This window comes from Candidatus Neomarinimicrobiota bacterium, assembly GCA_012964825.1.
Classification (GTDB): Bacteria; Fidelibacterota; Marinisomatia; order Marinisomatales; family S15-B10; genus UBA2125.
Genome location: DTTI01000062.1, coordinates 1 through 26441 on the forward strand (window position 1 = coordinate 1; position 26441 = coordinate 26441).

General features: G+C 44.4%; 27 protein-coding genes and 3 tRNA genes. 2 read left to right on the forward strand and 28 right to left on the reverse strand.

Annotated features, from left to right (window positions below; all coding sequences use genetic code 11):
- From EYO21_06100 to EYO21_06170, 15 genes are all read right to left on the reverse strand, one after another.
- Positions 1 to 1089, reverse strand: a 1089-nt coding sequence (locus EYO21_06100) for an insulinase family protein (protein ID HIB03380.1), incomplete at its 3' end; no start/stop codon positions are given.
- Positions 1086 to 2468 carry an insulinase family protein gene (locus EYO21_06105; GenBank protein ID HIB03381.1) on the reverse strand — a complete coding sequence of 461 codons (1383 nt, stop codon included), beginning with the start codon at positions 2466 to 2468 and terminating at the stop codon, positions 1086 to 1088. The genes EYO21_06105 and EYO21_06100, both read right to left, overlap by 4 nt.
- Before the next feature lie 17 nt (positions 2469 to 2485).
- Positions 2486 to 2559, reverse strand: a tRNA-Pro gene (locus EYO21_06110).
- Between the two features lie 87 nt (positions 2560 to 2646).
- Positions 2647 to 2994: a MerR family transcriptional regulator gene (locus tag EYO21_06115; GenBank protein HIB03382.1), complete on the reverse strand. Its 348-nt coding sequence runs from the start codon at positions 2992 to 2994 to the stop codon at positions 2647 to 2649.
- A gap of 66 nt (positions 2995 to 3060) precedes the next feature.
- Complete coding sequence (locus tag EYO21_06120; protein ID HIB03383.1) at positions 3061 to 4269, reverse strand: aminotransferase class I/II-fold pyridoxal phosphate-dependent enzyme; 1209 nt, start codon at positions 4267 to 4269, stop codon at positions 3061 to 3063.
- A 39-nt stretch (positions 4270 to 4308) separates the two neighbouring features.
- Entirely contained in the window at positions 4309 to 6495 is a 2187-nt protein-coding gene (gene pnp, locus EYO21_06125; protein ID HIB03384.1) for a polyribonucleotide nucleotidyltransferase, read from the reverse strand.
- Positions 6496 to 6521: 26 nt separating this feature from the next.
- Positions 6522 to 6791 (reverse strand): 30S ribosomal protein S15, encoded by a 270-nt coding sequence (gene rpsO / locus EYO21_06130; protein HIB03385.1) that lies wholly within the window; start codon positions 6789 to 6791, stop codon positions 6522 to 6524.
- Positions 6788 to 7735 (reverse strand): bifunctional riboflavin kinase/FAD synthetase, encoded by a 948-nt coding sequence (locus tag EYO21_06135; GenBank protein HIB03386.1) that lies wholly within the window; start codon positions 7733 to 7735, stop codon positions 6788 to 6790. Before EYO21_06135 ends, rpsO begins: the two co-directional genes overlap by 4 nt.
- Positions 7714 to 8370 carry a tRNA pseudouridine(55) synthase TruB gene (truB, locus tag EYO21_06140; GenBank protein HIB03387.1) on the reverse strand — a complete coding sequence of 219 codons (657 nt, stop codon included), beginning with the start codon at positions 8368 to 8370 and terminating at the stop codon, positions 7714 to 7716. Before truB ends, EYO21_06135 begins: the two co-directional genes overlap by 22 nt.
- Positions 8367 to 8732 carry a 30S ribosome-binding factor RbfA gene (rbfA, locus tag EYO21_06145; protein HIB03388.1) on the reverse strand — a complete coding sequence of 122 codons (366 nt, stop codon included), beginning with the start codon at positions 8730 to 8732 and terminating at the stop codon, positions 8367 to 8369. Before rbfA ends, truB begins: the two co-directional genes overlap by 4 nt.
- Positions 8729 to 9010, reverse strand: a complete 282-nt coding sequence (locus EYO21_06150) for a DUF503 domain-containing protein (protein ID HIB03389.1) — start codon at positions 9008 to 9010, stop codon at positions 8729 to 8731. The genes rbfA and EYO21_06150 overlap by 4 nt, the downstream gene beginning before the upstream one ends.
- Positions 9011 to 9073: 63 nt before the next feature.
- A complete protein-coding gene (gene infB, locus EYO21_06155; GenBank protein HIB03390.1) occupies positions 9074 to 11560 on the reverse strand; it encodes a translation initiation factor IF-2 in 2487 nt (828 codons plus the stop codon).
- Entirely contained in the window at positions 11557 to 12930 is a 1374-nt protein-coding gene (gene nusA / locus EYO21_06160; GenBank protein HIB03391.1) for a transcription termination factor NusA, read from the reverse strand. Before nusA ends, infB begins: the two co-directional genes overlap by 4 nt.
- A 15-nt stretch (positions 12931 to 12945) precedes the next feature.
- Positions 12946 to 13368, reverse strand: a complete 423-nt coding sequence (locus tag EYO21_06165) for a hypothetical protein (protein HIB03392.1) — start codon at positions 13366 to 13368, stop codon at positions 12946 to 12948.
- Positions 13369 to 13502: 134 nt separating this feature from the next.
- Positions 13503 to 14192 carry a tetratricopeptide repeat protein gene (locus tag EYO21_06170; protein ID HIB03393.1) on the reverse strand — a complete coding sequence of 230 codons (690 nt, stop codon included), beginning with the start codon at positions 14190 to 14192 and terminating at the stop codon, positions 13503 to 13505.
- A gap of 18 nt (positions 14193 to 14210) precedes the next feature.
- Here EYO21_06170 and EYO21_06175 point away from each other — a divergent pair, with 18 nt between their 5' ends.
- Positions 14211 to 14318 (forward strand): hypothetical protein, encoded by a 108-nt coding sequence (locus EYO21_06175; GenBank protein ID HIB03394.1) that lies wholly within the window; start codon positions 14211 to 14213, stop codon positions 14316 to 14318.
- Here EYO21_06175 and EYO21_06180 read toward each other — a convergent pair.
- The 4 genes from EYO21_06180 to EYO21_06195 form a co-directional block, all read right to left on the reverse strand.
- Positions 14277 to 14353, reverse strand: a tRNA-Arg gene (locus EYO21_06180). The two genes, EYO21_06175 and EYO21_06180, sit on opposite strands and share 42 nt — an antisense overlap.
- 70 nt (positions 14354 to 14423) lie before the next feature.
- Positions 14424 to 15416 (reverse strand): NAD(P)-dependent glycerol-3-phosphate dehydrogenase, encoded by a 993-nt coding sequence (locus tag EYO21_06185; GenBank protein ID HIB03395.1) that lies wholly within the window; start codon positions 15414 to 15416, stop codon positions 14424 to 14426.
- 17 nt (positions 15417 to 15433) lie between these two features.
- Positions 15434 to 16888 carry an NAD(P)/FAD-dependent oxidoreductase gene (locus EYO21_06190; protein ID HIB03396.1) on the reverse strand — a complete coding sequence of 485 codons (1455 nt, stop codon included), beginning with the start codon at positions 16886 to 16888 and terminating at the stop codon, positions 15434 to 15436.
- Positions 16872 to 18713, reverse strand: a complete 1842-nt coding sequence (locus EYO21_06195; protein ID HIB03397.1) for a long-chain fatty acid--CoA ligase — start codon at positions 18711 to 18713, stop codon at positions 16872 to 16874. The genes EYO21_06190 and EYO21_06195 overlap by 17 nt, the downstream gene beginning before the upstream one ends.
- A gap of 90 nt (positions 18714 to 18803) precedes the next feature.
- Between EYO21_06195 and EYO21_06200 the strand changes: the two genes are divergently transcribed.
- Positions 18804 to 18887, forward strand: a tRNA-Leu gene (locus EYO21_06200).
- A 512-nt stretch (positions 18888 to 19399) separates the two neighbouring features.
- Here EYO21_06200 and EYO21_06205 read toward each other — a convergent pair.
- The 9 genes from EYO21_06205 to EYO21_06245 form a co-directional block, all read right to left on the reverse strand.
- Positions 19400 to 19918 carry a hypothetical protein gene (locus EYO21_06205; GenBank protein HIB03398.1) on the reverse strand — a complete coding sequence of 173 codons (519 nt, stop codon included), beginning with the start codon at positions 19916 to 19918 and terminating at the stop codon, positions 19400 to 19402.
- Positions 19919 to 19930: 12 nt separating this feature from the next.
- On the reverse strand, positions 19931 to 20260 hold the full coding sequence (locus EYO21_06210) for a hypothetical protein (protein ID HIB03399.1): 330 nt from the start codon (positions 20258 to 20260) through the stop codon (positions 19931 to 19933).
- Positions 20261 to 20417: 157 nt separating this feature from the next.
- Positions 20418 to 21437 carry a hypothetical protein gene (locus EYO21_06215; protein ID HIB03400.1) on the reverse strand — a complete coding sequence of 340 codons (1020 nt, stop codon included), beginning with the start codon at positions 21435 to 21437 and terminating at the stop codon, positions 20418 to 20420.
- 94 nt (positions 21438 to 21531) lie between these two features.
- On the reverse strand, positions 21532 to 22263 hold the full coding sequence (locus EYO21_06220; GenBank protein HIB03401.1) for a hypothetical protein: 732 nt from the start codon (positions 22261 to 22263) through the stop codon (positions 21532 to 21534).
- Between the two features lie 21 nt (positions 22264 to 22284).
- Entirely contained in the window at positions 22285 to 22701 is a 417-nt protein-coding gene (locus EYO21_06225; GenBank protein ID HIB03402.1) for an MgtC/SapB family protein, read from the reverse strand.
- Between the two features lie 101 nt (positions 22702 to 22802).
- Positions 22803 to 23861 carry a signal peptidase I gene (lepB, locus tag EYO21_06230; GenBank protein ID HIB03403.1) on the reverse strand — a complete coding sequence of 353 codons (1059 nt, stop codon included), beginning with the start codon at positions 23859 to 23861 and terminating at the stop codon, positions 22803 to 22805.
- Positions 23862 to 23940: 79 nt separating this feature from the next.
- A complete protein-coding gene (locus EYO21_06235) occupies positions 23941 to 24870 on the reverse strand; it encodes a ribonuclease HII (GenBank protein HIB03404.1) in 930 nt (309 codons plus the stop codon).
- Between the two features lie 25 nt (positions 24871 to 24895).
- On the reverse strand, positions 24896 to 25147 hold the full coding sequence (locus EYO21_06240; protein HIB03405.1) for a hypothetical protein: 252 nt from the start codon (positions 25145 to 25147) through the stop codon (positions 24896 to 24898).
- Positions 25148 to 25258: 111 nt separating this feature from the next.
- Positions 25259 to 26441: choice-of-anchor B family protein (locus EYO21_06245; protein HIB03406.1), on the reverse strand; the 1183-nt coding region annotated here is incomplete at its 5' end.

Sequence of the window (26441 nt, forward strand, 5' to 3'; positions counted from 1 at the left end):
CTGCACAGATGCAGATGCCGTGAAGGGACCTTTATGTTTACCCATGCTAAATCTCGATCCTGCGCCGTACGCATAGCCGTGAGTCTCCCTTAAGTTATTATTCAGGCGTGAGGTGAACGAACCTCCCAGCACAGTATTCATAACTGTGATGGGATAGAAATCTTCTGAATATCGGGAAACAGCTATCCTTCCAATTATGATAATTGACTGAGCGGATCCAGGCTTGTCTACAAGATAAATCGTTCGCGCATTAACTTGCGGTACTTGAGGAATAACAATGGATACATTATCACCGGCAACCCAATTACCAAAATGATTCTCAAGATATTCCTTCATGGTAGCCATATCAATATCACCTGCGACTATGAAGGAGGCATTGTTTGATATATAATGGTCTTTGTGAAAGGACTTAAGATCGAGTATTGAGGTCAATTTGATGTTCGACTCATCTATCTTCCTACCAAACAAGTGGTCTCCATAAAGTACCTTATTATAGGCAGCCCGAGCGATTGCGTTGGGACTGTCCCTTTCCTGCAGTAAAGATGTGAGGCTTCGGACCTTTAATCTGTTCAACTCACTTTCTGGGAACTCTGGCCTAAGAACAACATCCGCCATGAGAACCATCGCCTCACTGAGCTTCGCCACCGGTACATTCAAAGAGACCGTTGAATTATACCGGCCAGAACCTGTGCTAAGATTACCACCGAGAAAGTCCATGGCGTCTGCCAGTTGAAGAGCATCTTTTCCACCCGCTCCCTCATCAAGCATGGAAGCTGTAAATGAAGCAAGGCCAATCTTATCCTCAGGATCGTGGATTCCTCCTGCATTGACCTGGAGGATTATCTGAACGATGGGGACAGAGTGTTTTTCCATTAGATAGACTGGAATACCGTTGGATAGAACAAAAGTCTGTATCTCCGGCAAAATCAATTTCTTGGGAACGCTGGACTCTGGTGGGCCGCTTCTATCTGGTGCTTCAACAGTTTGTGCTGGTGGGACCTCAACCTTCACAGGCTGACAGGAGAAAATGGCGACAATAAAGAGGAGAATCACTTTTTGAAACACTTTGACCCTTAATCGGCGTATCATTTTGGATGAATCTCCGTAGAATTTTTCGCCGCCATTTCAGGCGCATTTTCAGGAACCACGCTGATTACAACCCGTTTGTCCCATGGTAAGAACCTTTTAGCGGAATTAGTCACATCAGAAATTGAGACCGATCGGTATCTATTTAGGTCCTCGTTGAAGTAATCGGCCTGACCCTTAAAAAAATAATAGGAATTAAGACGATCAGCTTTTCCTCTAAAACCACCGACCATTTCAATACTTCGGAAGAATGATGCCTCATACTGATTTACCACACGTTCCAGTTCACGCTGGGTTATACTTATGTTCTTTACCCTATCAACTTCCGTAATGATCAATCCTTCAAGTTCATCCAGGGTATGTCCAGGTTTCGCCAAAGCAAAGATGTTGAAACTGGATGAGTATTTATTCGACGACTGATAAGCCGACACCGTTTGCGCTGCTTCTTGTTCATAAACAAGTATCTTATAAAGTCGAGAGTTCTTTCCGTCCGATAAAATATCCGCCAGTACATCAAGCTTTGTGTCCTCTTCAGTAAAGATAGGTGGGGAAAGCCACGCCATGTGAATCATGGGAAGCTGTACTCGGTCTTGAAAAAAAACACGCTTTTCATTTTCAAGTGATGCCTCAGGCAAAGAAACATGTGGAGGCTCTCTTCCTCTCGGCACATCGCTGAACCAATGTTCAATCAGTTTTTTTGCTTTCTCTGTTTGTATATCCCCTGCCACAACAAGACTGGCGTTATTTGGTCCATAGAAGTCCCGAAAGAACTCTTTAACGTCCTCATCAGTTGCAGCGGAGAGATCCTCCATAGATCCAATAACAGACCAACTATAGGGATGATCCTTAGGATAAAGTAACTCCGGCAAAGTAATGCGAATACGACCGTAGGGTTGGTTCTCGATTCGCTGTCTTCGCTCGTTTTTCACCACATCACGTTGGCCGTCAACATGATCAGATGTCACTACGTCAAGGAGATACCCCATCCTGTCCGACTCAAGAAATAAGGCAAGTTCGAGTGCGTTCGATGGCAGATCTTCAAAATAGTTAGTACGGTCTTCAGTAGTTGAACCGTTATTTCTCGCTCCGGCCTCTTCAAGCCATCGGTCAAACATCCCTTCTGGTACGTTGGCCGAACCTTCAAAGAGAATGTGCTCGAAAAGGTGAGCAAAACCTGTTCTTCCCGGCTTCTCCCGACCCGATCCTACATGGTACCACACATTGACGCTCACCGTTGGCAGGGAGTGATCTTCATGAAGAATCACGTTCAGACCATTTTCTAGTTTGAATTCAGTGATTGGGACTTCAATTCGCTGGCCAATTGCCGATGAAAAAAAGACAGCTAGTAAGGTAGCTCTTGTTAGTAATGATTGGTGAATCATGGTCAACTAAAAATATGTCGGAGCGGCGAGATTTGAACTCGCGACCCCTGCAACCCCATTGCAGTGCGCTACCGGACTGCGCCACGCTCCGTACAGTATCCGAAATTCAGCTAATAATTTGCTCTTCAAATTACTCATGATAAATTCCTGAAAATAATAAAATGGAGAGTATTGCAGCCTAACTGTTGAGGCTCTTGAGAAGTGATTGCAGATCTTTTTTTATACTTTTAACCAGCTCTCGATATTTCATTGTATTGGCATCTGATGACGGAACTTCCACATTACCTGTCTTCAATCTTTCCCGCGCTCCTTCGATAGTGTATTTCTGATTATAAAGAAGATCCTTAATGTTCAAGATGGTGTCAATGTCTGACTGACGGTAACTGCGGTTCCCAGCTCGATTCTTTTTGGGATGAAGCATGGGAAACTCCGTCTCCCAATATCGGAGAACGTACTGCTTCAACTGCGTAATCTCGCTCACTTCGCTGATAGAGTAATACAGTTTTTTGATTTTCTTTTCCGCCATGTGAATAGTTTAAAGCTTTACTTGATATTAACGAAAAAGATACCATAGTTCAACAACTTCTTCGTTTCAGTTCATAAACCGGTTTATGCGGTCAAATGCTTCCTCAAGGATCTCTGTACCCGGGAGAAACACAAGCCGTACATGACCACTACCATATTCACTACTGAAACCTGAACCGTGTACCAGTAACACATGTTCTTCATGGAGAAGATCCAGCACAAACTGTTTATCGTTATTCGCCCATTTTTCCCGGGTCAGTTTTGGAAACATGTAAAAAGCACCTTCAGGTGTTTCACACTCCATGCCATCTATACCCTTAATCCGTGAAACGCAATAATCCCGCTGCTCCAAAAGTTTTTGGCGATACACCGCCATCCAGTCCCGGGGACCAGTAAGGCCTGCTAAAAAGCCGTACTGGGCCGGTGTGGAGGCGCACAGTCTGCTCCTAAGGAGGCGTTCAACACCGTCGCGAACCTTTGAGAGTCGTCCCCTGGTGTCTTGAAACGCCATATAACCAACGCGCCACCCTGGTGCATAGAACACTTTGGAAACACCGTTCAGTGTGATAACGGGTAGTACTTCTGTCAGAGAAGCGGTAGAAATGTGTGAATTAGAAAAATTATATCCATCATAAATCTCATCAGAGAGGATGGTACAATTAGGTGCCTTTGATGCCACCACCATGAGTCGTTTTATATCATTCTCCGATACTATGCCCCCAGTAGGATTATTGGGATTGATGACAGCTAGAAGCTTAACCCTTTCATCCAGTTTTGACTCAAGGTCATTAAAATCGATTTTCCAACCATTTTCACTTTTAAGGCGGTATTCTATTACCTTTCCGTCAAAAAGGGGCGGATAGGCCATATAAGGTGGATAATGAGGCCCTGGAGCAAGCACTTTGTCTCCCGGTTCAAGGAAAGAGGCAAACAGTATTTGTAAGGCCTCGGTGACGCCGGCGGTGACATAAACATCATCAGGTGAACATTCCCATCCGCCGTTAGGTTTCTTTCGCTCATCTTCGGCAATAGCCTCCCTCAATTCAGGAATGCCGTAAGAAGGTGAGTAGCCGTTCCTTTGATCTCTCAGCGCTGCTTCAACCGCCTCAACCATGTGCGCGGGTGTGGAAAAACCTTTGTAGGCGAGAGGGTCGCCAATATTGAGCTTAATGATATGGTGTCCCTGCTTTTCCAATTCTGTGGCTGGGACCACCACATCGCGTATAGCATATTCGATACCCGCAGCACGTTGACTGACGGGTATCTCAGATTTCATTTAAGCGGTTCCTTTATTAGTTGACTATCGTTCCCCGCGTTAGAAATTTTTTCTCGGGGGACGATTGCCTGAATGACGACCGTAACCACCACCGCCACGTCTAGGAGGTCTACGTTCACGCTTTGGGGGCTCAACCCATCCTTCAGGGGGATCATGGAGAGCTCTCATGCTTACATCAATACGGTTCATATCATCGACTTTGATGATTTTAACTTTCACTACATCACCAATGTTGACCACATCCTCCACTTTTTCAGTCCGTTCATAAGCCAATTGACTAATATGACAAAGCCCCTCTTTACCTGGAGAAAATTCAACAAAAGCACCAAAGTTCATAATGCGTTTGACTTCCCCCTCGAACACCATCCCAACTTCTGGCTCTCTTATGATGGCCTCGATCATGTCTCTAGCTTTTTGATTATTCTCAGCGCTGAATGAGGAGATAACCACAATACCATCATCATCCACTTCAACTTGACATTCGAAATTACTTTGGATTGAGCGTATCATTTTGCCACCAGGACCGATGATTCCACCAATCTTTTCAGGATCAATTTGAATATGATCTATCTTAGGCGCATAGTCAGACAGGGTCTGTTTCGGTTGACTGATTTCAGCTTCCATTTTATCAAGCAGGAACTCGAGACCTACTTTCGCTTTCTCAAACACTTGTTTTACCAGATTCATTGAGAGACCGGCAATCTTAAGATCAACCTGAAAGGATGTAATTCCATTCCTAGTTCCTGCCACCTTAAAGTCCATATCTCCGAAGTGATCTTCCTCACCAAGTATGTCAGTCAACATGACGGATTTGTCACCGTCTGTTATTAAACCAACGCTGATCCCACCCACGTGAGATTTTATCGGCACGCCGGCATCCATGAGAGCAAGAGAGGCTGAACAAACAGTCGCCATCGAAGACGAGCCGTTCGATTCTAGAATGTCCGACACAACACGAATTGTGTAAGGAAAATCCTCAAACTCAGGCATGACGAAACGGAAGGCCCGCTCTGCAAGATTCCCGTGACCTACCTCCCTCCGACTGACACCAAGATATCGCTTTACTTCTCCAACGCTAAAAGGAGGAAAGTTATAGTGAAGCATGTAACGCTTCTTAAACTCCCCGTCAAGGTCATCGACAAACTGTTCGTCTGATTTTGTCCCTAGTGTGACGGTTGCCAGACTCTGAGTTTCTCCGCGTGTGAAAAGAGAACTGCCGTGAGCCCTTGGCAGTACACCCTGAGACATGGAGATGGGGCGAATTTCATCCATTCCCCGTCCGTCTGAGCGTTTCCCTTCTTCAAGGATTCGTCTCCTGAGCTCTTTCTTTACTGCGTCATCGATCATCCCTTTGACCAAACCGGCACAGTCAGGATATTCCTCTTCAAGGGATTCAATCATTTCATTCTTAAAATCATTCACAAGCTTTCTCCGATCATTCTTGCCATCGCCGGAGACCAGGCCTGGGATCTTCCCTCCCATTTTGGAGTTCACTGCTTCAACTAGAGCAGGGTCTTTATCATCGATTACAAGCTCCCGTTTTGCTTTTGCAATACCCTTAACGAAGTCATTCTGGAAATTCACGATATCCTTGATTACTTCGTGACCGTACTGGACCACGGTGAGGATTTCCTCATCAGAAAGCTCTTTTACCTCAGCCTCCATCATAATGATGGCCTCTTCAGTGCCAGTCATGACTAGATCGAGTTTACTCTCTTTAATCTGCTGGAAAGTGGGATTAACAACAGGTTTCTCATCCAAATAACCAAGCCTCACTGCGGCTACAGGGCCATTCCACGGAATATCGGAAAGCATGAGAGCTACCGATGTACCTATAGTACCCAGTATGTCCGCTGGTGTCTCCTGGTCGGATGACAGAAGGTTAATCATTACCTGCGTTTCACACCGGAATTCCTCAGGGAAAAGAGGCCGGATGGGCCTGTCAGTAAGGCGGCCTGCCAGAATCTCTTTCTCAGCTGGTCGTCCTTCCCTTTTGAAATAACCGCCGGGAATCTTACCGGCGGCATAAAACCGTTCGCGATACTCAACGGAAAGAGGGAAAAAATTAAGCCCTACTCTCGGTTCAGCTTCAGCATTAACTGCACAGAGGACAACGGTGTCTCCGTATGTTATTGTTACGGAGCCGGCTGACTGTTTAGCCATAACGCCTGTTTCAAGTGTTAGCGTCTTCCCCGCTAGTTCGATGGTTTGTTTTCTTGGTTTCATTGTTCTTCTTTCTTTTTTATTTTGTTTTAACCTCTTATACCTAGTTCACTTATAAGGTTTTGATACTGGTCGTAGTCTCTGCGCATAAGATATTTCAATAGCTTCTTACGTTTGCTTACCATCATGATGAGACCGCGTCTGGAATGATTGTCTTTTTTATGTTTAACAAAGTGGCTCTCCAGGGACCGGATACGTTCGGTTAAAAAAGCAACTTGTACTTCTACAGAACCGACATCCTTATCGTCTTTTCCGAACTTGTTTGCAAGTTCAATCTTTTTTTCAGTTGTCAGTGTCATCTATTCTCCTGTTTGTAAATATCTATTCTCTCGAGGCAATATGCCTTGTCTTTGTGTAACTGTTCCACCAATTTTTCAGCTGAACTAAATTTTTTCTCATCCCGAATCCTCTCGAGAAACTGTACTTCAATGGTCTGGTCATAGAGATCTTCAACCTGGCCATTGAATAAATGTATTTCCATAACAAAATCTTTTTCACCAAATGTAGGCCGCGTACCAAGATTAGCCATGCCGTAGAGCCACTCATGTCCAAATGTACCTCGAGCTAAATAAACACCGGGACAAGGAAGAAGCTGTTGATCAAATTTAGGTACAAAATTAGCCGTTGGATAATCTAGGTCGTGCCCTCGGCCGGATCCATGAACCACAGTAGCATCAAAACCGTAAACCCATCCTAGATCGTAGGAAGCCCGTCGGACATGCCCTTCCTTAATAAGTTTCCTCAACCTACTACTGCTGTAAATCACATCCTGGTCGCCCACACTTGAAACAACTTCAAGAGCATAACCGTAGTTATCACTTTCTAGCGAAAGGAACTTTCCATCTCCTTTACGTTCATGACCGAATCGATGATCATAGCCGACTATAATCCTGGAAGGATTGAATTTCCCTACAAGGACTGTTTCGAGAAACTCCGGTGCCGGTGTGGCGGCAAATTCTTTATCGAATGGAACAACCAGCGTTACATCCACACCCATGATTTCCAGAAGCTCCAGTTTTTTGTCAATATTCATGAGTAGCTCAAAGTCTTCACCATCCATAAGCACAGTTTTGGGGTGGGGATGAAAAGTAACTACCACCGAGGTGGCATAAACGGCCTTAGCAGTGGTAACAACACGCCGGACCACTTCCTGGTGACCCCGGTGTAGACCGTCAAATGATCCGATTGTCAAAACGGTCTCTTTGATGATAGGCACATCCTTTATACGACGGTAGACATCCATTTTTCTTCAATCTCGGAAAAGCCAACACAATCCTTTAGCATTAAACCTCCCACCGCTATTCTTTTGAGGGCAGTAAGGTGCCCAACCGTTCCAAGTTTTTCCGCCATATCAGCACCGAGTTGCCGCACGTAAGTTCCCTTTGAACATTTAACTCTGAATTTTATGCAATGGCTTATAAGAGAGAGTAATTCGATTTCATCAATTTTTACCGTCACAGCCTCACGATCAACAGTTACATCCTTCCTGGCAAGTTCATAGAGTTTTTGCCCGTTCAACTTTTTTGCTGAATACATGGGTGGCACCTGTTGAATTTTACCGAGGAACTGGGATAAGAGAACAAGAACCTTACTTTTATCAAGATGTGGAACAGGTTTCTCCTTTGTCACTTTCCCCTCCACATCAAGGGTATCGGTGGAGGTGCCGAGATGGAGAGTCGCTTCATAGGTTTTGAATAGATTTGAATATTTAGTGAGCTTTTTCGTTGATTCACGACCAATCCCTACAACCAACACCCCTTCAGCAAAAGGGTCCAGTGTGCCGGCATGACCTACTTTTCTTTCCCCTGTAAGGCGACGCACTTTGTTTACCACATCAAAGGATGTCCATCCCACAGGTTTGTTAAGAGCAACAATCACTTTACCATTCGCTGAGGTTGGATTTTAGCAATAAGGCGGTCGATTTTTTCCGCCTCCTCATAAGTGTCGTCATAAAAAAATTTCAATTCAGGAATCGATTTGGAAGTGAGATGGCTTCCTAGCCGCCCCCGGAGGAATTTGGCCCGGGAATTGAAGAATGTTTCAATTTCTTTATCTTTTTGCCCAGTGTCAAGAACACTTATATAGACTTTAGCTATTTTCAGATCATTGGTCATTTTGACGGTGGTAACAGTTGCAAATCCCACTTTTGATGTATCTAGTTCTCTGGAAATAATCTCACTAAGCAGTTTCCTCAGTTCATTGCCGAAGCGATTCGGTCTTGAATAAGGACGGGTTCTCATCTCAATGCCACTTCCTCTCTAAAAAGAATCACGGGAAATCTGGTTTCCAAAGATATACTTAGTTGCGAAAGAGTGGTCTGGAGAAATGATCTGTCATTGGAGACAAGGGCGATCTCAAGCCCGGTCAACTGCCATTTGTCCTGATGAGCCACCTCAGCCACAGACACTCCGTGTGTCTTCTGCAAGTAATTCTTGAGAGGCTTGAGTATTGAGCGTTTTTCTTTAAGTGAGCGCGGGCTCAATAGTTGTAGTTCAAGGTGAAGAATTCCAACAGCCATGGTTTCATATTTCTAAAAATCAACTAATCAACTTCTTCATACATGGATTGACAATATAAGCCATCAAGCTTTCAAAGTCCTCTTGACTTCCTCGGTTGTGTAAGTCTCGATGAGGTCACCTTCCTCGAAGTTTTTCATTCCTTCAATTCCGATGCCGCATTCCTTACCGGCATCGATTTCCTTTACGTCATTTTGAAAATGTCTAAGGGAAGTAATTTTTCCTTCTTTGATGATTTCCCCATCACGGCGTACCCTAGCTATATCGCTCTGGGAAATAATACCTTCGATCATTTTGCAGCCAGCAATAGTACCAAGTCTTGAAATTTTGAAGATCTGCAGCACTTCCGCCTGACCAAGAGGCTTTTCAACAATGTCAGGCTCCAAGAGTCCTTCAAGCGCCAGCTTGATCTCATTAATAGCGTCGTAAATCACATTGTAAACTCTGATGTCGACGCCGTTGTTTTTCGCTAAAAGCGTGGCGTTTGGATTGACAGATATGTTGAAACCGATAACAACAGCACCAGAAGCGGTGGCGAGCAAAATATCAGATTCTGAAATGATTCCCACACCGCGATGGACAATATCCACTTTCACTTCATCACTCGGTATATGAGATAGAGCATCTACTAGTGCTTCAATGGAGCCGTCCACATCCGCTTTCAACACAAGAGGCAAAAGTTTGGCTGCCCCTTCACGAATATCGGCCGACAGTCTATCGAGGGACATGGTGTGAATTTTCTGGCGATCTATTTCACGTTGAATTCTGTCTCTTTCTCCAGAGATCTTTTTTGCAATTTTTTCATCATCAACAACAGTCAAATTGTCACCTGCCTGAGGTACTGTTTGGAACCCAAGTATCTGCACAGGCTGCGACGGTCCAGCGGATTCTATCCTGACACCCCGTTCATTCATAAGGGCTCTCACTTTACCATTTTTATTAGCACAGATAAAAATATCACCAGGCCTCAGGGTGCCTTTTTGTATCAGGACAGTGGCAATAGGTCCGTGCCCTTTATCAAGTCGGGATTCAATGACAATACCGCGGGCCGGTGCATCAGGATTTGCTTTCAGTTCCAGCACATCTGTCTCCAATGCGAGCAACTCCAGCAAGTCAGTAATACCTTCACCCGTTTTTGCGGAAATTGAAACGCTCTGTACTTTACCGCCCCAGTCTTCAACCAGAACATCATTGTCAGATAACTCTTTCTTTACAACATCAGGGTTGGCATTTGGCTTGTCAATTTTGTTTATGGCAACCACAATGGGAACCCCGGCAGCTTTGGCATGGTCTATGGCTTCAGTGGTTTGAGGTTTTACGCCATCATCAGCGGCCACAATAAGAATGACAACATCCGTAACCTGGGCTCCGCGGGCTCGCATAGCTGTAAATGCCTCGTGACCGGGTGTATCCAAAAATGTGACACTTCGGCCTCCGTCCTCAAGAAACACTTCATAAGCACCTATGTGCTGCGTAATACCACCTGCTTCGCCGGCCACCACATTTTCCCTACGGATATAATCGAGGAGAGATGTTTTGCCGTGATCCACGTGACCCATTATAGTGATCACCGGGGCCCTAGGTTTCAGGAGTTCGATGTTTTCTTCCTCATCATTTTCCATCAACACATTCTCCACTTCCTCTTCCATGAGAACAGCATTGAAGCCGAAATCTTCGGCGATTAGGGATATGGTGGCAAACTCCAACCTTTGGTTCATGGTGGCGATAATACCGAGTTCCAGGCATTTGCTTATGATGTCAGTGGGGCTCACATCCAGAACTTCCGCCAATTCATGAACATTCATGAAATCACGAACGTTTATGCTCTGAACTTCCTCCCCAAAGTCAATTTCCTCGCCCTCACCCCTTTCTCTCCTGTAACGCTTCTTCTTGGCCTTGTGGTCCATGGCCGCCAAGGTACGTTTGATAGTGGATGTAACTGAAATGTCTTCCTTTTCCTCTTTTTCGCCATTAGTCGGCTTTGCGGGCCGGCGACGGGGACTCTCAATCTTTGACTGTATCTCTGAAAGGTCTACTTTCCGGAATTTGGGTTTTGGCGCCACTTTCTCCACATCAGGCTCAGTCAGAGGTTTTTCCGTAATAAGTTTTTTACCCACCTTAATCTCGTCAGATGTCTCATCCATTTCTCCGTCAATTGTAACATCTTTTTCCTTGCCATCTTGCTGATCAGGCTCGGCGTCTAACAATTCGGCTATATCGGTCTCAGCCGGATCTTCGATTGCCACCTTATCGACTTTTTCCTCTTCATCAGGCATCAGGATTTCAAGAGATGAACTTTCGTTCATCTTTTCCTCAATCATGCGGGAATGGATCTTTTTCCGGGTTTTTTCTTTACGGTAACGTTCAACAGTCTGGAGATCTTTCTCAAATTCTTCAATGACAAGCTGATAGGCTTCCTCATACAGTGGACTCATATGGCTTATAACCTTGATTCCCTGGCTATCGAGAAATTCCATGATATCCAGGTGAGAGATATTCAGATCTTTGGCGACCTGAACAATTCTACGTTTTGGTGAAGCCAATTCTGTCAATTAGATGCCTCCTCAAGCTCAACATTTCCGATATCATCCTCTGTTTCTTTTGCCGGAACTTCATCAGCCTCCCCAACCTCTTCCACTACTTCGCCGTTCGTTTCTTTCTTAGGTGGTTCGGGAATGGAAGCGAGATATTCCTTTATCCGCTCTGAGACAGTTTCAAGCATTTTCGCACCTACGCCTTTAATGGCGAGAATATCTTCTTCAGAAGCGGTATTGAAATCCTCCACGGTATTGATTTCGATTTCGCTCAAGAGTGATACCATCCGTTTTGTCAAAGTATCGATTTGTTCGAGAAACACATCCTGGTCTTTATTAACCGCTGTACCTTCATATTCTGATTGCTTCACAGCCTCTATTTTATAACCAGTCACCTCGGCAGCCAGACTAATATTCTGGTAGTTGCGTCCCACACCTGAATCCATTTCCTCATCATCGAAAACTGCCACACAATACTTTGCATCATCATCGATATAAAGGTTCAACGGTTTTGCCGGTGAGAGGGCTCTGGAGATGAGTACCTCAGGTTGCTCACTTTTGTTAATCACATCAATCTTTTCACCATTAAGCTCCCGCACCACCGCCTGGATCCTGCTTCCACGCATGCCAACACAGGCACCCACAGCATCAATTCTTCTGTCATGAGACTGGACAATAATTTTCGCACGCTGGCCTGGCGCCCTGGCAATGGTCAGTATCTCGATAATGCCGTCTTCGATTTCAGGAACCTCCATCTCAAAAAGTTTAGCCAGGAACTGATTGTCAGCACGGGAGACAACAATATCCGGGCCACTAGCTCTCATTTCCACGGATTTTACCAGTGCTCTAAGGGTCTCACCTCTTCTGTAGCGTTCATTGTGGATCGTTTCCGTGCGGGGCATGCGTAGTTCACTCTGTTCTATATGAATATGAATATTGTCCCGGTTCACCTGTCGCACATCACCGATGACCACTTCACCCACCCTGTTGAAATAATTTTCGAAGGAATGTTTTCTTTCGATATTTTTGATCTGATGACTTAAAAATTGCTTGGCGGCGACGATAAGCCGACGACCGAAAGAGGTGGGGTCAATAACGTCCACAAAGAGATCACCCAGCTGCATATCAGGTTCGATTTTTTGAGCGTCCTTCAAGGAAATTTCAGTGCCGAGATTTTCTACTTCCTCAACTACTTCCTTATCCTGGTAAATTTCAAGCTCGCCACGCTCAATATTTACTACAACGTCGCAGTTCTCCGCTGAGCCGTATTGACGCTCGATCAAAGATTTGAACAGTTCTTCGAGAATCGTACCGATCTCGGTTCTGTCAATATTTTTCTCTTTTGCAATGTCAGAGAAACTCTGAATCAGTTCCTGTTTGTCCAACACTTTCTCCTAAGAAGCTTAACGGATGACAATAAGTCCCTTTTCTATATCGCCAAAGCGAAATAGAAGCAGACCTTTTTTATTTTCGATGGTAACTACCGATTTTTCAGCGCTGACCACTCTACCTTCTGCCGGATTGGGAATTCCATCGAGCTCATGATAAATTCTCACCTGACGTCCCACGTTGCGCTCATACTGGAACCTCTCCGTCATTGGAAAATCGATTCCCGGAGAGGTCACTTCCAGCCTTATGCCACCATGAAAGAGCTCACCAATACGAGGATCCTGTTTTATGGTGCGAGTCAGTTGGGAAATTTCATTGAGGGTTATACCCTCTATTGTATCCACAACTAATTTCGCATGATCGCCTGAGGCAGTACAGTCAACTAGAAACACCTCTGACCCTGTGACAATTTCCTCGAGAATTTCACTCAAAACCATCTGTCATTCCGACTTTTCAAATAGCCTGATACAAAAATGTGGGTTTCAGACCCACATACAGCATATTAAGTTAGAGGATAATCAGCACGGCACCAAACCAAATACTCTGAGTAAAACAGAGAAACTAACAGGTGCTATGACTTAGACTTTAAAACAAGATATTTGGATTTTATCCTGGAAATTTCACCCTGAAGTTGATCAAGGGTGTTTTCTTCCGGCCCAACTTTATTGATGAGGGAATCAGCCTTGTCCAGATCTCCGCTCTTTAGATAGCAGTCAGCCGCTCTCAGCATATTACGCCGGGATGAAATTTCAGTAACTGCAATTTCAGCAGCTAGCTCATAGTTTTCGGCCGCCCCGGAATAGTCTCCTCCTTTTTCATCCAATTCACCCAGCATTTGGTAGGCCCCGGTCCTGAGAGATGGTGATGAACCGTTTCTTGCGTAACTCTCCGCATATTCCCTGACTTCGGCATCGTTACCGGTGTTCATCTGAACCTGAGCAAGATAATATAATGCTGTTTCACCGCTTTTTGTGGAACTATACTGGTCAATGAGCTGATCAAGGTCGGTAACTGCTTCGATGTTGTTTCCCGCCTGGTAATGACTCATAGCTGACGCCAGGATCCCGTCGGCTTCTGTGGAAGCACCAGAACGACTCGAACGGATGAGAAGAACAGCCACCGCTACAATCAACACCCCTCCCCCTATTCGGAAAATTAGTTTTCTGTTATCCTCAAAAAACTGTTTCCCCTTATAGATTGTCTCCAAAAGAGGATCCTGTTTAATCTCTTTTATTGTGATCTTTCTTTTTGGTTTAAGCAATTTTAATTCCTAAGAAAAATGCCAGATAATTTAAATCCTCTAGCTGATTTTATCAGCTACCGGCTTTCTAACCGAAATATAGACTGGTACCCCCGACAGGATTCGAACCTGTGGCCCTTCGCTTAGGAGGCGAATGCTCTATCCAACTGAGCTACGGGGGCATAGATTGAGAAATTAGGCAGGCTTATTCAATTGAACAGAGATAGAAAAAGGAAATCTCCCTATTTGGCATCAATCCTCTTCACTGCCTAACTCCCTGGTCATAAGTTTGCTTACCGCTTCTTTCGGGTCCCGTCCCTCATAGAGGGATTCATATACCGCATCACATATGGGCATCTCCACTGATTGTTTTTCAGATAGCGCTTTTACCGAAAGGGACGTCTTTACCCCTTCCGCCACCATTATCATTTCGTCAAGAATCTTATCCAGAGAGCGTCCTTGGCCGATCTGTTCGCCCACGTAGCGGTTCCGGCTGTGCCGGCTCAAGCAGGTGGCAATAAGATCACCAATTCCACTGAGGCCCGAAAATGTTTCCGGTTTCGATCCTACGGCAACACCCAGCCGGGTGATTTCCACAATTCCGCGTGTAATAAGAGCAGCTTTAGTATTATCGCCAAAGCCTATGCCATCACACACCCCAGCTGCCAAGGCAATAACATTCTTCACCGAACCGCCCAGCTCTACCCCCACAATATCGCTGTTAACATAAACACGCAGTGATGGTGAAGAAAAAACTTTTTGAACAAGGTCTGTTGATTTGGAGTCCACACCACCGGCCACTAGAGTAGTTGGCAAGCCTCGAGCCACCTCTTCGGCATGACTTGGCCCGGAGAGGGTTACTACATTTTTCTCAGCTATATCCCCGCACTCCATAATCACTTCACTCATCCGTTTCAGCGATTCATTTTCGATTCCTTTGGCAAGATTTACATATACGATACTCTCAAATAACTTGGGGAGACTGTTCATCACATCCCTTACTCCTTGGGATGGGATTCCCAAGACCACCAGCTCAGGTTTTCCCACATCATCCATGGATTCAACGAAGCGAATGGAAGGTGAGAATTGCAAGCCGTCAAAGAACGGATGGGTTCGCTTTTCAGCCATCTGTTTCAGTTCCTCCACGTTCTTGTGCCAGACGGTGACATGGTGCCCCTTTTTCGCCAGGTGCTCTGCAATGGTACCGCCCCATGATCCTGCACCTAGAATCACTACATTTTTTATGGGATAATTAATTGCCACTAACCGATAGTTTTACGAACCTCTTCACTAACTCTAACACCAGATTTGATAGCACCGTTCATGGATGCACCTGTGGTATGTTCACCGGCAAAATGGACAATTCCTTCCTGGCGCCCGGCAATTGCCCTGAAGTCCCTTGACTGACCAACCCCAAGGCTAGAATAGCTTCCTTGAGTAAAGGGATCTTCATTCCAATATTTCATCGTGCCATTCTCCCAGTATCTCTCCGCTTCATTCCATATCTCTGATACCACTTTTCTGGCTTTGATCAGTCTGTTCTCAGGCGTGAGCCGGCCTATTTTTTTGGCATCTTCAGCAGAGGTGAAGGTAACCAAAAGTCCTCGCGGACCGGGCTGGTCGATAGGGAAATGATAAACGCGTCTCAGCGGTGTATCAGTGAAAACTCTCTGACCAACACTACCGGGATCATTCCAGAAACGTCTTTTAAACTGCATTGCAAATTTCATCACTTCGCCATATTGAAGTTCCCGAATGCACTTCATCTTATCATCAGGAAACCTGTTTGACATGGTCACCTTCCGCAAGGTGCTAAAGGGCATGGCAATAACAACACGGGGTGAGGTAATTGTGGCCATTTTACCCCCTTCTTCAAACGACACTTCAACCTCTTTTTCCCTCATCGATATTTTCCGTACGGGCTTCCCATATTTAATTGATTCTGAAATCTCCCTAGCAAAACTCTTAGGCAGCTGATCGTTACCGCCCAAGATTCGTCCTTCATCTGTATTTTCGTTAAATCCTAATGCATGGTAATGACCCAGAACAAAACTAAGGGCATTTGCCTGATCCGGTCTAATAGTACTTTCAGTGGCGTTTGTATATGTATATAGTTCAACAATATCTCTCGGTGCTTTTTCTTTTTTCAACAGTTCTGCCACGGACATTTTATCTAGGTCCAATACCTCAGGAGGGAGGTTATTTATATCATCAATCTTGTTGAACCAGTGTTTGATATATTTCCGCTCGTTGGCAAATAGTTTACCCGGTTCTACGCCTTCAAAAGGCAAGGTCTGTTTCTGTTTTATGAAATCAGACATTGAGTACCGGCGTCCACGGACATAAATACCATCATAGAGTTTAGCCGTAAGGAGTTCCAGGCCGAACTTTTTGCAATATTTGCGTACGTAGGTATCGCTTGCATCCACATATTCAGCACCCATTTCTGCGTAAAGCCCATCGGCAAATGGATCACGATAGGTTCTTACTCGCCCACCTGGTCGGGTTCTAGCCTCTAAGACAGTGACATCATAACCAGCCTTGTCCAACTCATAAGCACAACTCAAACCGGCAAGCCCAGCCCCCAAAACCAGAACATTTTTCTCGGAACCTGGAGCAGATGAAAAAGCACGAGCAGCTAACATTGGTGTCGCCGTAGCAACGGCCATGCCTGTTGTGCTCGTTTTTATGAACTTTCTTCTAGATATTTTTTTCATTTGCTCCTTCTGACTTTATTGTTGTGGAATTATACATTTTATCGATTAAATCAACATATTTTTCTTCAATGATTCGCCGTTTAATTTTTAGTGTTGGCGTCAGCTCTCCACTGTTGATTGTCCATTCATTGCTAAGTAACTCAAATTTTCGAATAGATTCATATCTTGAAAAGTTTTTCATGGCCTTATTCACAATTCCGTCATACAGTGAAAGGATTCGTTCATCCTTTACGAGATCTTCACTATCATCAAATTTGATCCCCTCTTTTACCGCGTAACCTTTCAGCACTTCAAAAGCTGGCACAATAAGTGCTGATATGAAATTGCGTTCGTCGCCTATTGCCAAAGATTGTTCAACGTACTTTGAGGCAATGAGTGAATTCTCTAACGGCGATGGAGCAACGTTCTTCCCACCGCTGGTGACAATTATATTTTTCTTCCGATCAGTAATTCTTAAAAACCTATCTCCATCAAACTCTCCTATGTCGCCGGTGTGAAGCCAGCCGTCTTCATCAATGGTATCTCTGGTGGCTTCTTCATCTTTGTAATAACCCAACATATTATTTGAACCGCGGTTCATAATCTCCCCATCTTCAGCGATCTTCACCTCCATTCCGGGAATTGGTTTACCAACTGTGCCAAATTTGAAATCGTCAATACTGCTAGCTGTCATCACTGGACTTGTCTCCGTCAGTCCGTAACCCTCTAATATAACAATCCCCACAGCACCAAAAAATTCCCCTATTTTGTTAGAAAGAGGGGCCGCCCCTGAAATACAGTGCTTCAATCGTCCTCCAAACTTTTCTCTTATCATAGTAAAAACAAGCCTGTCAGCTACGGCACATCGGAATTTCAGTCCTAATGGCACTGATTGGTGCGTCATTCTGAATCTTAAAGCTTTTTTCCCTATATTGATAGCCCACCAAAAAATCTTCTGTTTAATGAAGGTTTTATTGGCCACATAGTCGAGGATTTTTTTGTACATTTTTTCATAGAATCTGGGAACACTCATGAATACGGTAGGACGGACTACCATGATGTTTGCACCAACGGTTTCTATATTTTCAGCATAGTGAATTTCTCCGCCCACACCAAATACACCAAAATGACCTACGGTCCTTTCGAAACTGTGGCTCAAAGGAAGAAATGACAAATGGACATCAGTTTCATCAGTAGGTGTGACTTGATGAACAGAAATAAGGTCAGAAATGATGTTTTCATGTGTTAGCATTACACCCTTAGGGTCTCCCGTGGTTCCACTAGTATAAATAAGGGTAGCCAGATCGCCCGATCGGACAGCATTAATAAGAACTTCCAATGATCTCATTTTTATTTCCTGTTTACTTTTTTCCAAAAGCTGATCCCAGGTAATACTTGCTGGATGGTCAATGGAGCTATTATCCATCACCACCATCATCTCCAAGAATGTTGTATCTTCAATGAATGAAACAATCTTCTCAGCTTGTGCCTTGTCCTCTACAAAGACCACTTTGGCCTCTGAATTGATAATGATGTACTTTATTTGATTGGGGACAAGCGTTGGATATATGGAAACTGTAACACCACCCAGACAAATTGTGGCGAAGTCGGCCATGGCCCATTCAGGACGATTATTAGAAATGATTCCAACTCGGTCTCCTTTACCAACGCTCGATGCAGAAAGTCCAAAAGACAACTTGGTAACGATTTGTTCAATTTCTCTAAAGCTGAAACTATTCCAAATACCATCATTATTTTTACAATAGTATGTTTGTCGATTAGCGTGACGGCGGCAATTATCAAGAAAAAGAGCAGCGAGTGTAGCGTATTGTTCCACAGATAACAAATCTGAAACAGTTCAGATTGAGGATTCGAAATATATTGACAAATCAGAGACGAAGTCTATATTTTTCCCGCCTCCCAATCGGACTATTTTGCCGGGATGGCGGAATTGGTAGACGCGCCTGACTCAAAATCAGGTGATGGCAACATCGTGTGGGTTCAAGTCCCTCTCCCGGCACATATTTTCTTTACGTTTCTTTTTTAAGTTACCCAGTTCCTAATTCAATAATTATCCGAAGTCCCATGGTTCAATTAATTCTTTATTTGCCTTGAAGCATTAGTTTATTTATTACCCACATCTTATCCACAAATAAGGGGGAACCAACGTTAGGAAAGACTATCTAAAGGACTTTATAAGGAATATCTAAAACCAGCCTATTTAATTTAATGGTTACTTTAGGTAAAATTGTTTACCGACTATAACAAGGAAGAATATCCACCTCTGATGCTTTACTAGAGATGATTTTTCTATTACTCGAAAAAGCTTGACACAAATGAGAATCACACCGTATCTTTTCTTCGAGGCCCTGAAAAGCCTCTCCCGCGAGGTAGGGGTAGATCTTCTAAATGCTCCGAGGTCATGAAGAAGACTACCCCTATTTTTATGTACATACCTGATAATTGAGTAAAAAGAATAAAAAAAGGGGAACACAGGCATCCCCCTTTTTTTATTTTATTTTTGACTAGAGTCTAGCGATTACGCCCAGTTTTTTTCTCATCCACCTCCTTTGGTGGTACACGCTCATTCAGATCCGTTACATCTGTCTCCACTGTTGTGAGTCGCTGATCCAAATCACCGATGAATCTTCGCTGCTGGCGCTTGAATGAGTTAAAGTCTGTCTCGTGTTCTTCCCTGGCTTTAGCTTCGTTCGCAAAGGACTGTTCAGTATCACGTTGAAAATTTTCCAGATCCAACGCCACCGTTTCAATGTTACGACCAAGTGAATCGGTCACATGATTGATGCGCTGTGTATTGAACACAATATCTTTTTGAGCTTTGCGAAGGTGCTTTCCACGACCTATGAACTGGAGATTAAGCGTTTTCAGATCACTCCTAAATTCTTTGTTAACATCGTCAACATGCTTGATTTGGAGTTGCTCCATATCATCCATTCTTGCGAACATTTGGTCGGTGGTCGATTTGAAGTACACGGCGGCGCCAATCCATGCAACCACAATCAATATCAACAACTTATCCCTGGTTTCCATCGTCTCTCCCTTTTATTTCTTTTCCATCTCCTCAAGTTTACGTTCCCATGCACTAATTTCTTTTTTGTCCGAAACTGGTTCCGATGAAGTATCTGTGACGTCTTCCATGACACCGGACCTTATTTTTTCCAACAATTCATCCCGGCGATCGCTATTTACTTTCAGTTGGCCCGTGAGTGTCTGAACTTCTTTATTGAATTCGCTGACTGTTCTCTCCAACCGTGATATGAGTTCATCCATCAAAACTGTACCGTAAGAGTCATTGATACCATCCATCAGGTCATCAAGTTTCTCAGAAAGATAACTTTTCCTAGCATCAGCATTTTGTAGATCTACACCCATTATATCTATTCAATAACAGTTCTTACTTATCAATGCGGACGAATGTGCCACATTGAATGTAATTTAATTCTCCTCTCATTTCAATAAAACCCAAATAGTTAAGATACACCGCACAATTGCGGGTGCAAAGGTTAGCAAAATCACCGGGTAACATCAACTATTTTTTTAATATAGCCGGCAACTGTTGTTTTGGCCAATTGGCAAACAGCGTATCAGCTAGGACGTCTATGTCAGGAGCCGGATATTCAGAAAATATACCTGTCATAACCGGACGTTCATACTGAATCTTGAGATTGTGATAACTACCCTCGAAAGAAAAAATTTGGCGGAGCCTGAGATATTCCTCCCCGCCACTAAAATAGACAGAACGTAGTGTGGAAATTAAGCGATCACGGAGTTCATTTTCCGGCGTTTTGAAAGATGACCTCATTACTATTCTAATATCGACTACCCGACCATCAGGGGCAAGTATCCACAACATTGCCCCTCTACCCCTTACATCCTGGTGGGTAGTCAAAACATCCCGAAAAACGGAATCGAACGCCACACGATTTCTTTGCAATGATTTTGACAATTCAACAATGGACCAATTCTGCCTCTCTGGCCAAAATTCAACTTGATGTTCCCCTTCACGCACGGCTATGTACCTCTGGTCTTCTTGATACTCGTTATAGGCTCTTAATCTCATTTGACGTTCTTTCAAAGTTTGTTCTCTTTCCAATTTTATTTCCTTGCCCAATACCATCTGTCTCAATTCCTCCGCTTCACGGATCGCAACATCCTCTTTTTTATTGTCCAGCACCCTGTCCCATTTGGCAAACCCCTTTAATTCTATCGCTTCTATAACGGGATCGAAAATAGCCCGCTGGAAACGGTCGCCGAGATTGTTGGAAGCATCCTGCATCACCTGTTCACTTCCTGATGCAACACCCACTTTTGAAGCTCGGCGGAAGGTCCTGACCTCAGAATAAATGACGATAGTCAATCTGTCCTGTGCACTGACAAAAGCAACATAGTAGATCGGCCTGAACAGTCGATTGATAATCCGCAGTTCAGTTGTGAAGTAGTTGTCTACCTCATGATAATCTGAAATCTTATAGCCAAGCTCTTCGAAGACGATCTGTGCCTCTTTGAGAGCATCTCTCTTGATGCTGGTATACTCGAAAGTTCGCACCATTGGCAGGTTGGACTGGCACGAGGAAAACCGGAAAGTGTTAAGAAATATTAAAGAGAGACAGGTAAGCCTGGCCGAGGTTCTTCTGCCCGACCCGCTAATAGATGTCACTCAACGATTTTTCACTTGTCGCACCGGTAGTATCATCCACAGCGGTGTTGAAAAATTGGGTATTGTAGTAGTAAAGCCTTACGGATCGCGATGTCTCTTCGAACACAGGAGGATCGTTAGTTGACTGTGGCACCACAGCTTCAAGGAGAAGTTCAATGCTAGCCGTCTCAACAGACCAGGAAGAGCGAAAATAGGCACGACTCAGCTTGGGAAAACTTGAGAAAAGGTACTCCCTGTCTGTACCCATCTCATTCTGGCTAGTTCTCATGGGAGAACCGTATTTTTCAGAGAGCGCTTTTTCGATGCGTTGGAAATGTGCTATATACTCATCAATCCCTTCATTAAGATCAAGGTCACCATAATCAATGACCACTTTCCAAAATCCAAGATCAGAAAAGTGATATATGAAAGAGACAGTGTCATCACCTAACGTTCCGTGGATTGTTTTACTGGTACCTAAACTGTCTATGGTCCCGCCAGCAGCAGCATCCTCAGCAGGCCCTTGAAGCTGATCAATGGTTGCTCCCCACGCCAACCCTTTATAGCCAACAACCAGCCCTTCACTGGCAGCCGGTACTGCTTCATCGGAAATCTCGGTGGTGTCCTCCTCAGTTTCCTCCATCATAAGGTCATCTTCTTCCATAAACGTGGTGTCGGCTTCTTCCTGTGCAAAAAGTGTGGCAAAAAGCATCATAACGCAAATAATCAAATGTCTCATCTCTAATCCTCCAGGAGAATTTTAGCTCTCCGCCTGTTCTGATTTATTATCATGCCCCAGCAGATAAGGGAAATAGTTCAGCAAATAATAAGCGAGGAACGTCAGGAAAGCACCTTGAAGGAGCATTCCAACGCCGCAGCACATCCCAATAACTGTAACTACCCAGAGTGGTGATATGGCTTGAAGAGTTTCGAATAAGTCTCCCTCGTTTTGAAACTGACTGTAAGAAATAAAACCGATGACCACAAACACGGCACCGGCCAGCAATCCTGAATTTAACTCCTGTGAAACGGCTGTAACAGCTGCCGTCACCACAGATATTAGGGCATAAAAGCCGACGCGGTCCCTTGGCATGGCTGTTCCTTTTCCCAGTGAGAAAGCAACAACAAAAGCTGCAGCCACGAGTATCTTAATGGCAAAGGCGATAGCGCTCAGCATAACTTCACAATATCTTTATGAGGATTTTTGAACTAACCTCGGATTCACCAAGTCTAAGCAAAGATTGAGAGAATCTCAAAGAAAAACTGTGGAAGGACTCTCTATGATATAATTTTGCCAATCCTGTTGAAACGGGGCCCATCACCATTAAAACCCCAAGACATATAGATAATAACAGCCTCACCAAGAATCAGCTCTTCCGGCACAAACCCCCAATACCGGGAATCGGCGCTGTCGTCACGATTGTCCCCCATCATCCAGTAGTAATTTTGCTCTACGTTATAGCTTGAAATCCAATTCATGGGTTCACCATCCATCCAGAGGAAGTTCAGCGCCTCATCAGTAAACTGGAAGTTCCATACGTTTAAAAGCTCCCCATCAGGATTGTGCTGATTATAGTACTGTTTGTATAGCCTCTCCATTTTCTCCGGACGGTAAGGTTCTGAGTAAAAAATATTGTGGATCCACTTTCCAAGTCCGGACACATACCGCCGGGCGATATCATTGGCGTCCTTCATAGTAAAAATGTATTCACTTGTTATACCATTCCCTTTAAGCGTCACCTCATGACCATCCATGAGCATAAGAGGAAGTAGATAATCCCAGTCGGTATCTTTGTTGATGGCAACCTCATCCCCAGCGGCAGGTAATCTGATGGGACCAAAATTATCCCTGTTCCACTCTTCCCGCAAAAATATCCCCGGCTGCCTGAGCCCGTTTTGGAGAACTGTTCGATCAATCAGTTTCCCATGTTCCGGCAGTTCGAATTCTTCGCTGTCTACCCAAACTTTCTTTCCCCGAACCTTAATAGTCTGGCCCGGCTCAGCAACGCACCTTTTTACATACTTCTGGAAATGGTCGCGAGGATATTTGAAAATGACCACGTCTCCTTGGTGGGGTTTTCTGAAATGGGGGAACCGTAACCATGGTACATAGAAGCCCAGTTGGGTGTATGGAATACCGATCCAGTCGGGCGTCCGCATACCGTAGACAAACTTGTTGCCGATAAGAAAATCACCTGTCATGATGGTGTTTTCCATGGAGCCCGTAGGAACGATGTATGCCTCAACAACGGTGGCCCTCAGAGAAAGAGCGATAATAAGAATAATCAGAAGAGATTTGATCTCCTGCAATATTCGTGCAACTCGATTATCGTACATAGGCGGCGAATTTAGCTTATGATTGGCGACTGTACAAAGAAGGGTATAATAACCTTATTGAAAACTGTCATCCTGTTAATCAGTCGAGACAATTGATGTAATGGTTCAACTGTGGCCTGCCATTACCAAAACGGACAGTCATAAGATCAAATCTGCAGTCTGATATGGATTCATTATTTGACAAGTAAATATTCATGGCGTTAAAAAGTTTCTCAACTTTTGAATCATTCATTTCATCTTCCGGCCTGCCCAGTTTTTCTTGTGCCGCCGATTTCACCTTTAGGAATACCACTGTATCATCTTCTTTGGCCACAACATCAATCTCACCATAAGGTGCAGCGCTATAGTTCATTGTTAAAACACAGTATCCTTTCCGGATCAGTTCCCGGGCGGCCAACCGTTCTCCCCATTTTCCCAGCAACCGTTGTTTTTTAAGATGAGTCAATGAAGGCATATGGTCACTTACTGGGCGAAATAATTTCCGATGAATAGGACAGGCGAGATAGTTACGCAAATTTAACAGGTGCTCGGCTGTTCCGTAACCTTTATGTCTGGTAAAACCGTATTCAGGAAAGACAATATCATAATTCCTCATGAGTCTATCGCGGGTCACTTTTGCAATGATGGAGGCAGCACTGATAGTATGTACTTTGTCATCACCATCAATGATACCCTTGTTCTTTACCACCTGGTCGGGCAGACCGTGTCCGTCAATCAATGCTTCATCCGGCTGGGGTGACAATCCCCCCAGAGCCAGCCGCATGGCTCTGTGTGTAGCCTGGAGAATATTCAGCTTTTCTATATCGTCCTCATGGACGATTCCCACACCAACAGATGTGGCAACATTTCGAATATGACCGTAAAGGACCTCCCGCTTTTTTTCTGATATTTTTTTTGAGTCTCTCACTCCCTCGATCTGGCACCCTTCAGGTAAAATGACAGCCGCAGCCACTACGGGTCCGGCAATTGGGCCCCGCCCCGCCTCATCAACGCCCGCAATAAGTTTCACTAAAGTGGTGTCGCAGGGCGTGGCATCACTCGCAACAACAGTCGTCCATTATAGTTATAGTATTTGAGGTAATTTCACCGCTGGTAACCTTGTATCTCATACAGGCATCTACCTCTATACCGCTCACTCCAGAGAAAGCGGCAAAGTCGTCTTGGGTCACTTTCTTAAACAAATATCCTTCAGTGATCTTACCACAGTCGGGACAGTCAGCATTCTCATCGCAAGAGAGCAATGCGATAAAAGATATAACCAAAAGCAAAGAACAATGTCTTGTCATGAAGACCTCCATAATGATATAACAATAATCATTTTACCGATGGAAACAGATAAAACAAAGCCCAAGCCAGAAATTTATTCAGCAATTCGAAAAGATGAACCAGATCCATGCCTATTTCAACAGAAGCATTTTCACAACTTCATCACTTCGTCCGGTGGAAAGACGCGCAAAATAGACACCGCTGGGAGCTCTACTACCATTCCAGCGGAAATGGTACCGGCCCGCCGAGAACCGCCCATCGGCAATGGTTTTCACCCTGACACCCAGAGCATTGTAGATTTCAAGTTTCACCAATTCTTCTGTCGATAGACCGAAAGAGATGGACGTCTCACCGTTGAACGGGTTAGGAAAATTTTGATTAAGGGAAATCTTTGTGGGTAACAGAGCATTTTCACTGACAGAACTTGACACTTCCTGAAACTTGAGAATATCCAAATGACCTTCAACATTACTGGCATAAACATAGTCGTTTGGCGAATAAGGATAAACACCCCATGCACCGTAATAGCTTGAGCGGTCATGTGCTACAAAAGTGTCGTATCTCGCTACCTCCCGGAGATCAGTGGGATCAGAAATATCCACTACTGTTACACCGGTAGCGTAATGAGATATAAAAGCAAGATCATCTTTAATATGGACATTGTGCGCCAGCTTGCTCTCACCGAGATACTCACCTACTAGTTCAATATCATCATAATCCCTAATATCCCACATCTTCACTGTTTTATTAGCCGTCTCTTCAGCCGTCATGAGATACTGCCCATCATCAGTGGTCCAAACGGTGTGGACATATCCAGCACCAGGTACGTTAACCCTCACTATAAATTCTGGCCCGTTTTCCTTGTCCGTTACGTCCCAAATTGAGAAAGATTTGTTATATCCTTCAGCTACAAAGACGGTATCCTTCCTGGAAAAAAGATCGTGAATACCAGGCGTCTCAGCAACACCAACCTCGTTAAGGTTTTCAGGATCATCCAGAGAAACAACCCGAAACCCATCATAGGATGATCGCACCAAGTAAAGGGTTGCCGTTGCCTCATCTACAAAAAGATTGTGAGATGTGGTTGCGTAAGCACCGGCATAATCGACTTCGTCATACGATGTGACGTAGCGTACTGAATCAGGTAGCGGACTCAAATCAATAATTTGTATACCCTGATTTGTTCCTGTCATCTCATGACACACGTACAGATAATCGCCGTATGTCATCATATCCCTGTGATAATAATAATCGCCGTACTCTGGACCGGGAATGGTTGTGATTATTTTTTGATCTTCAGCCCTCACAATAGCT

Excerpts from the sequence above, each read along its gene's own strand:
- EYO21_06105 (HIB03381.1), bottom strand. The coding sequence starts at position 2,468 with ATGATTCACCAATCATTACTAACAAGAGCTACCTTACTAGCTGTCTTT.
- EYO21_06115 (HIB03382.1), bottom strand. The coding sequence starts at position 2,994 with ATGGCGGAAAAGAAAATCAAAAAACTGTATTACTCTATCAGCGAAGTG.
- EYO21_06120 (HIB03383.1), bottom strand. The coding sequence starts at position 4,269 with ATGAAATCTGAGATACCCGTCAGTCAACGTGCTGCGGGTATCGAATAT.
- pnp (HIB03384.1), bottom strand. The coding sequence starts at position 6,495 with ATGAAACCAAGAAAACAAACCATCGAACTAGCGGGGAAGACGCTAACA.
- rpsO (HIB03385.1), bottom strand. The coding sequence starts at position 6,791 with ATGACACTGACAACTGAAAAAAAGATTGAACTTGCAAACAAGTTCGGA.
- EYO21_06135 (HIB03386.1), bottom strand. The coding sequence starts at position 7,735 with ATGGATGTCTACCGTCGTATAAAGGATGTGCCTATCATCAAAGAGACC.
- rbfA (HIB03388.1), bottom strand. The coding sequence starts at position 8,732 with ATGAGAACCCGTCCTTATTCAAGACCGAATCGCTTCGGCAATGAACTG.
- EYO21_06150 (HIB03389.1), bottom strand. The coding sequence starts at position 9,010 with ATGGCTGTTGGAATTCTTCACCTTGAACTACAACTATTGAGCCCGCGC.
- EYO21_06165 (HIB03392.1), bottom strand. The coding sequence starts at position 13,368 with ATGGTTTTGAGTGAAATTCTCGAGGAAATTGTCACAGGGTCAGAGGTG.
- EYO21_06175 (HIB03394.1), top strand. The coding sequence starts at position 14,211 with ATGCCAGATAATTTAAATCCTCTAGCTGATTTTATCAGCTACCGGCTT.
- EYO21_06190 (HIB03396.1), bottom strand. The coding sequence starts at position 16,888 with ATGAAAAAAATATCTAGAAGAAAGTTCATAAAAACGAGCACAACAGGC.
- EYO21_06205 (HIB03398.1), bottom strand. The coding sequence starts at position 19,918 with ATGGAAACCAGGGATAAGTTGTTGATATTGATTGTGGTTGCATGGATT.
- EYO21_06210 (HIB03399.1), bottom strand. The coding sequence starts at position 20,260 with ATGGGTGTAGATCTACAAAATGCTGATGCTAGGAAAAGTTATCTTTCT.
- EYO21_06215 (HIB03400.1), bottom strand. The coding sequence starts at position 21,437 with ATGGTGCGAACTTTCGAGTATACCAGCATCAAGAGAGATGCTCTCAAA.
- EYO21_06220 (HIB03401.1), bottom strand. The coding sequence starts at position 22,263 with ATGAGACATTTGATTATTTGCGTTATGATGCTTTTTGCCACACTTTTT.
- EYO21_06225 (HIB03402.1), bottom strand. The coding sequence starts at position 22,701 with ATGCTGAGCGCTATCGCCTTTGCCATTAAGATACTCGTGGCTGCAGCT.
- lepB (HIB03403.1), bottom strand. The coding sequence starts at position 23,861 with ATGTACGATAATCGAGTTGCACGAATATTGCAGGAGATCAAATCTCTT.
- EYO21_06240 (HIB03405.1), bottom strand. The coding sequence starts at position 25,147 with ATGACAAGACATTGTTCTTTGCTTTTGGTTATATCTTTTATCGCATTG.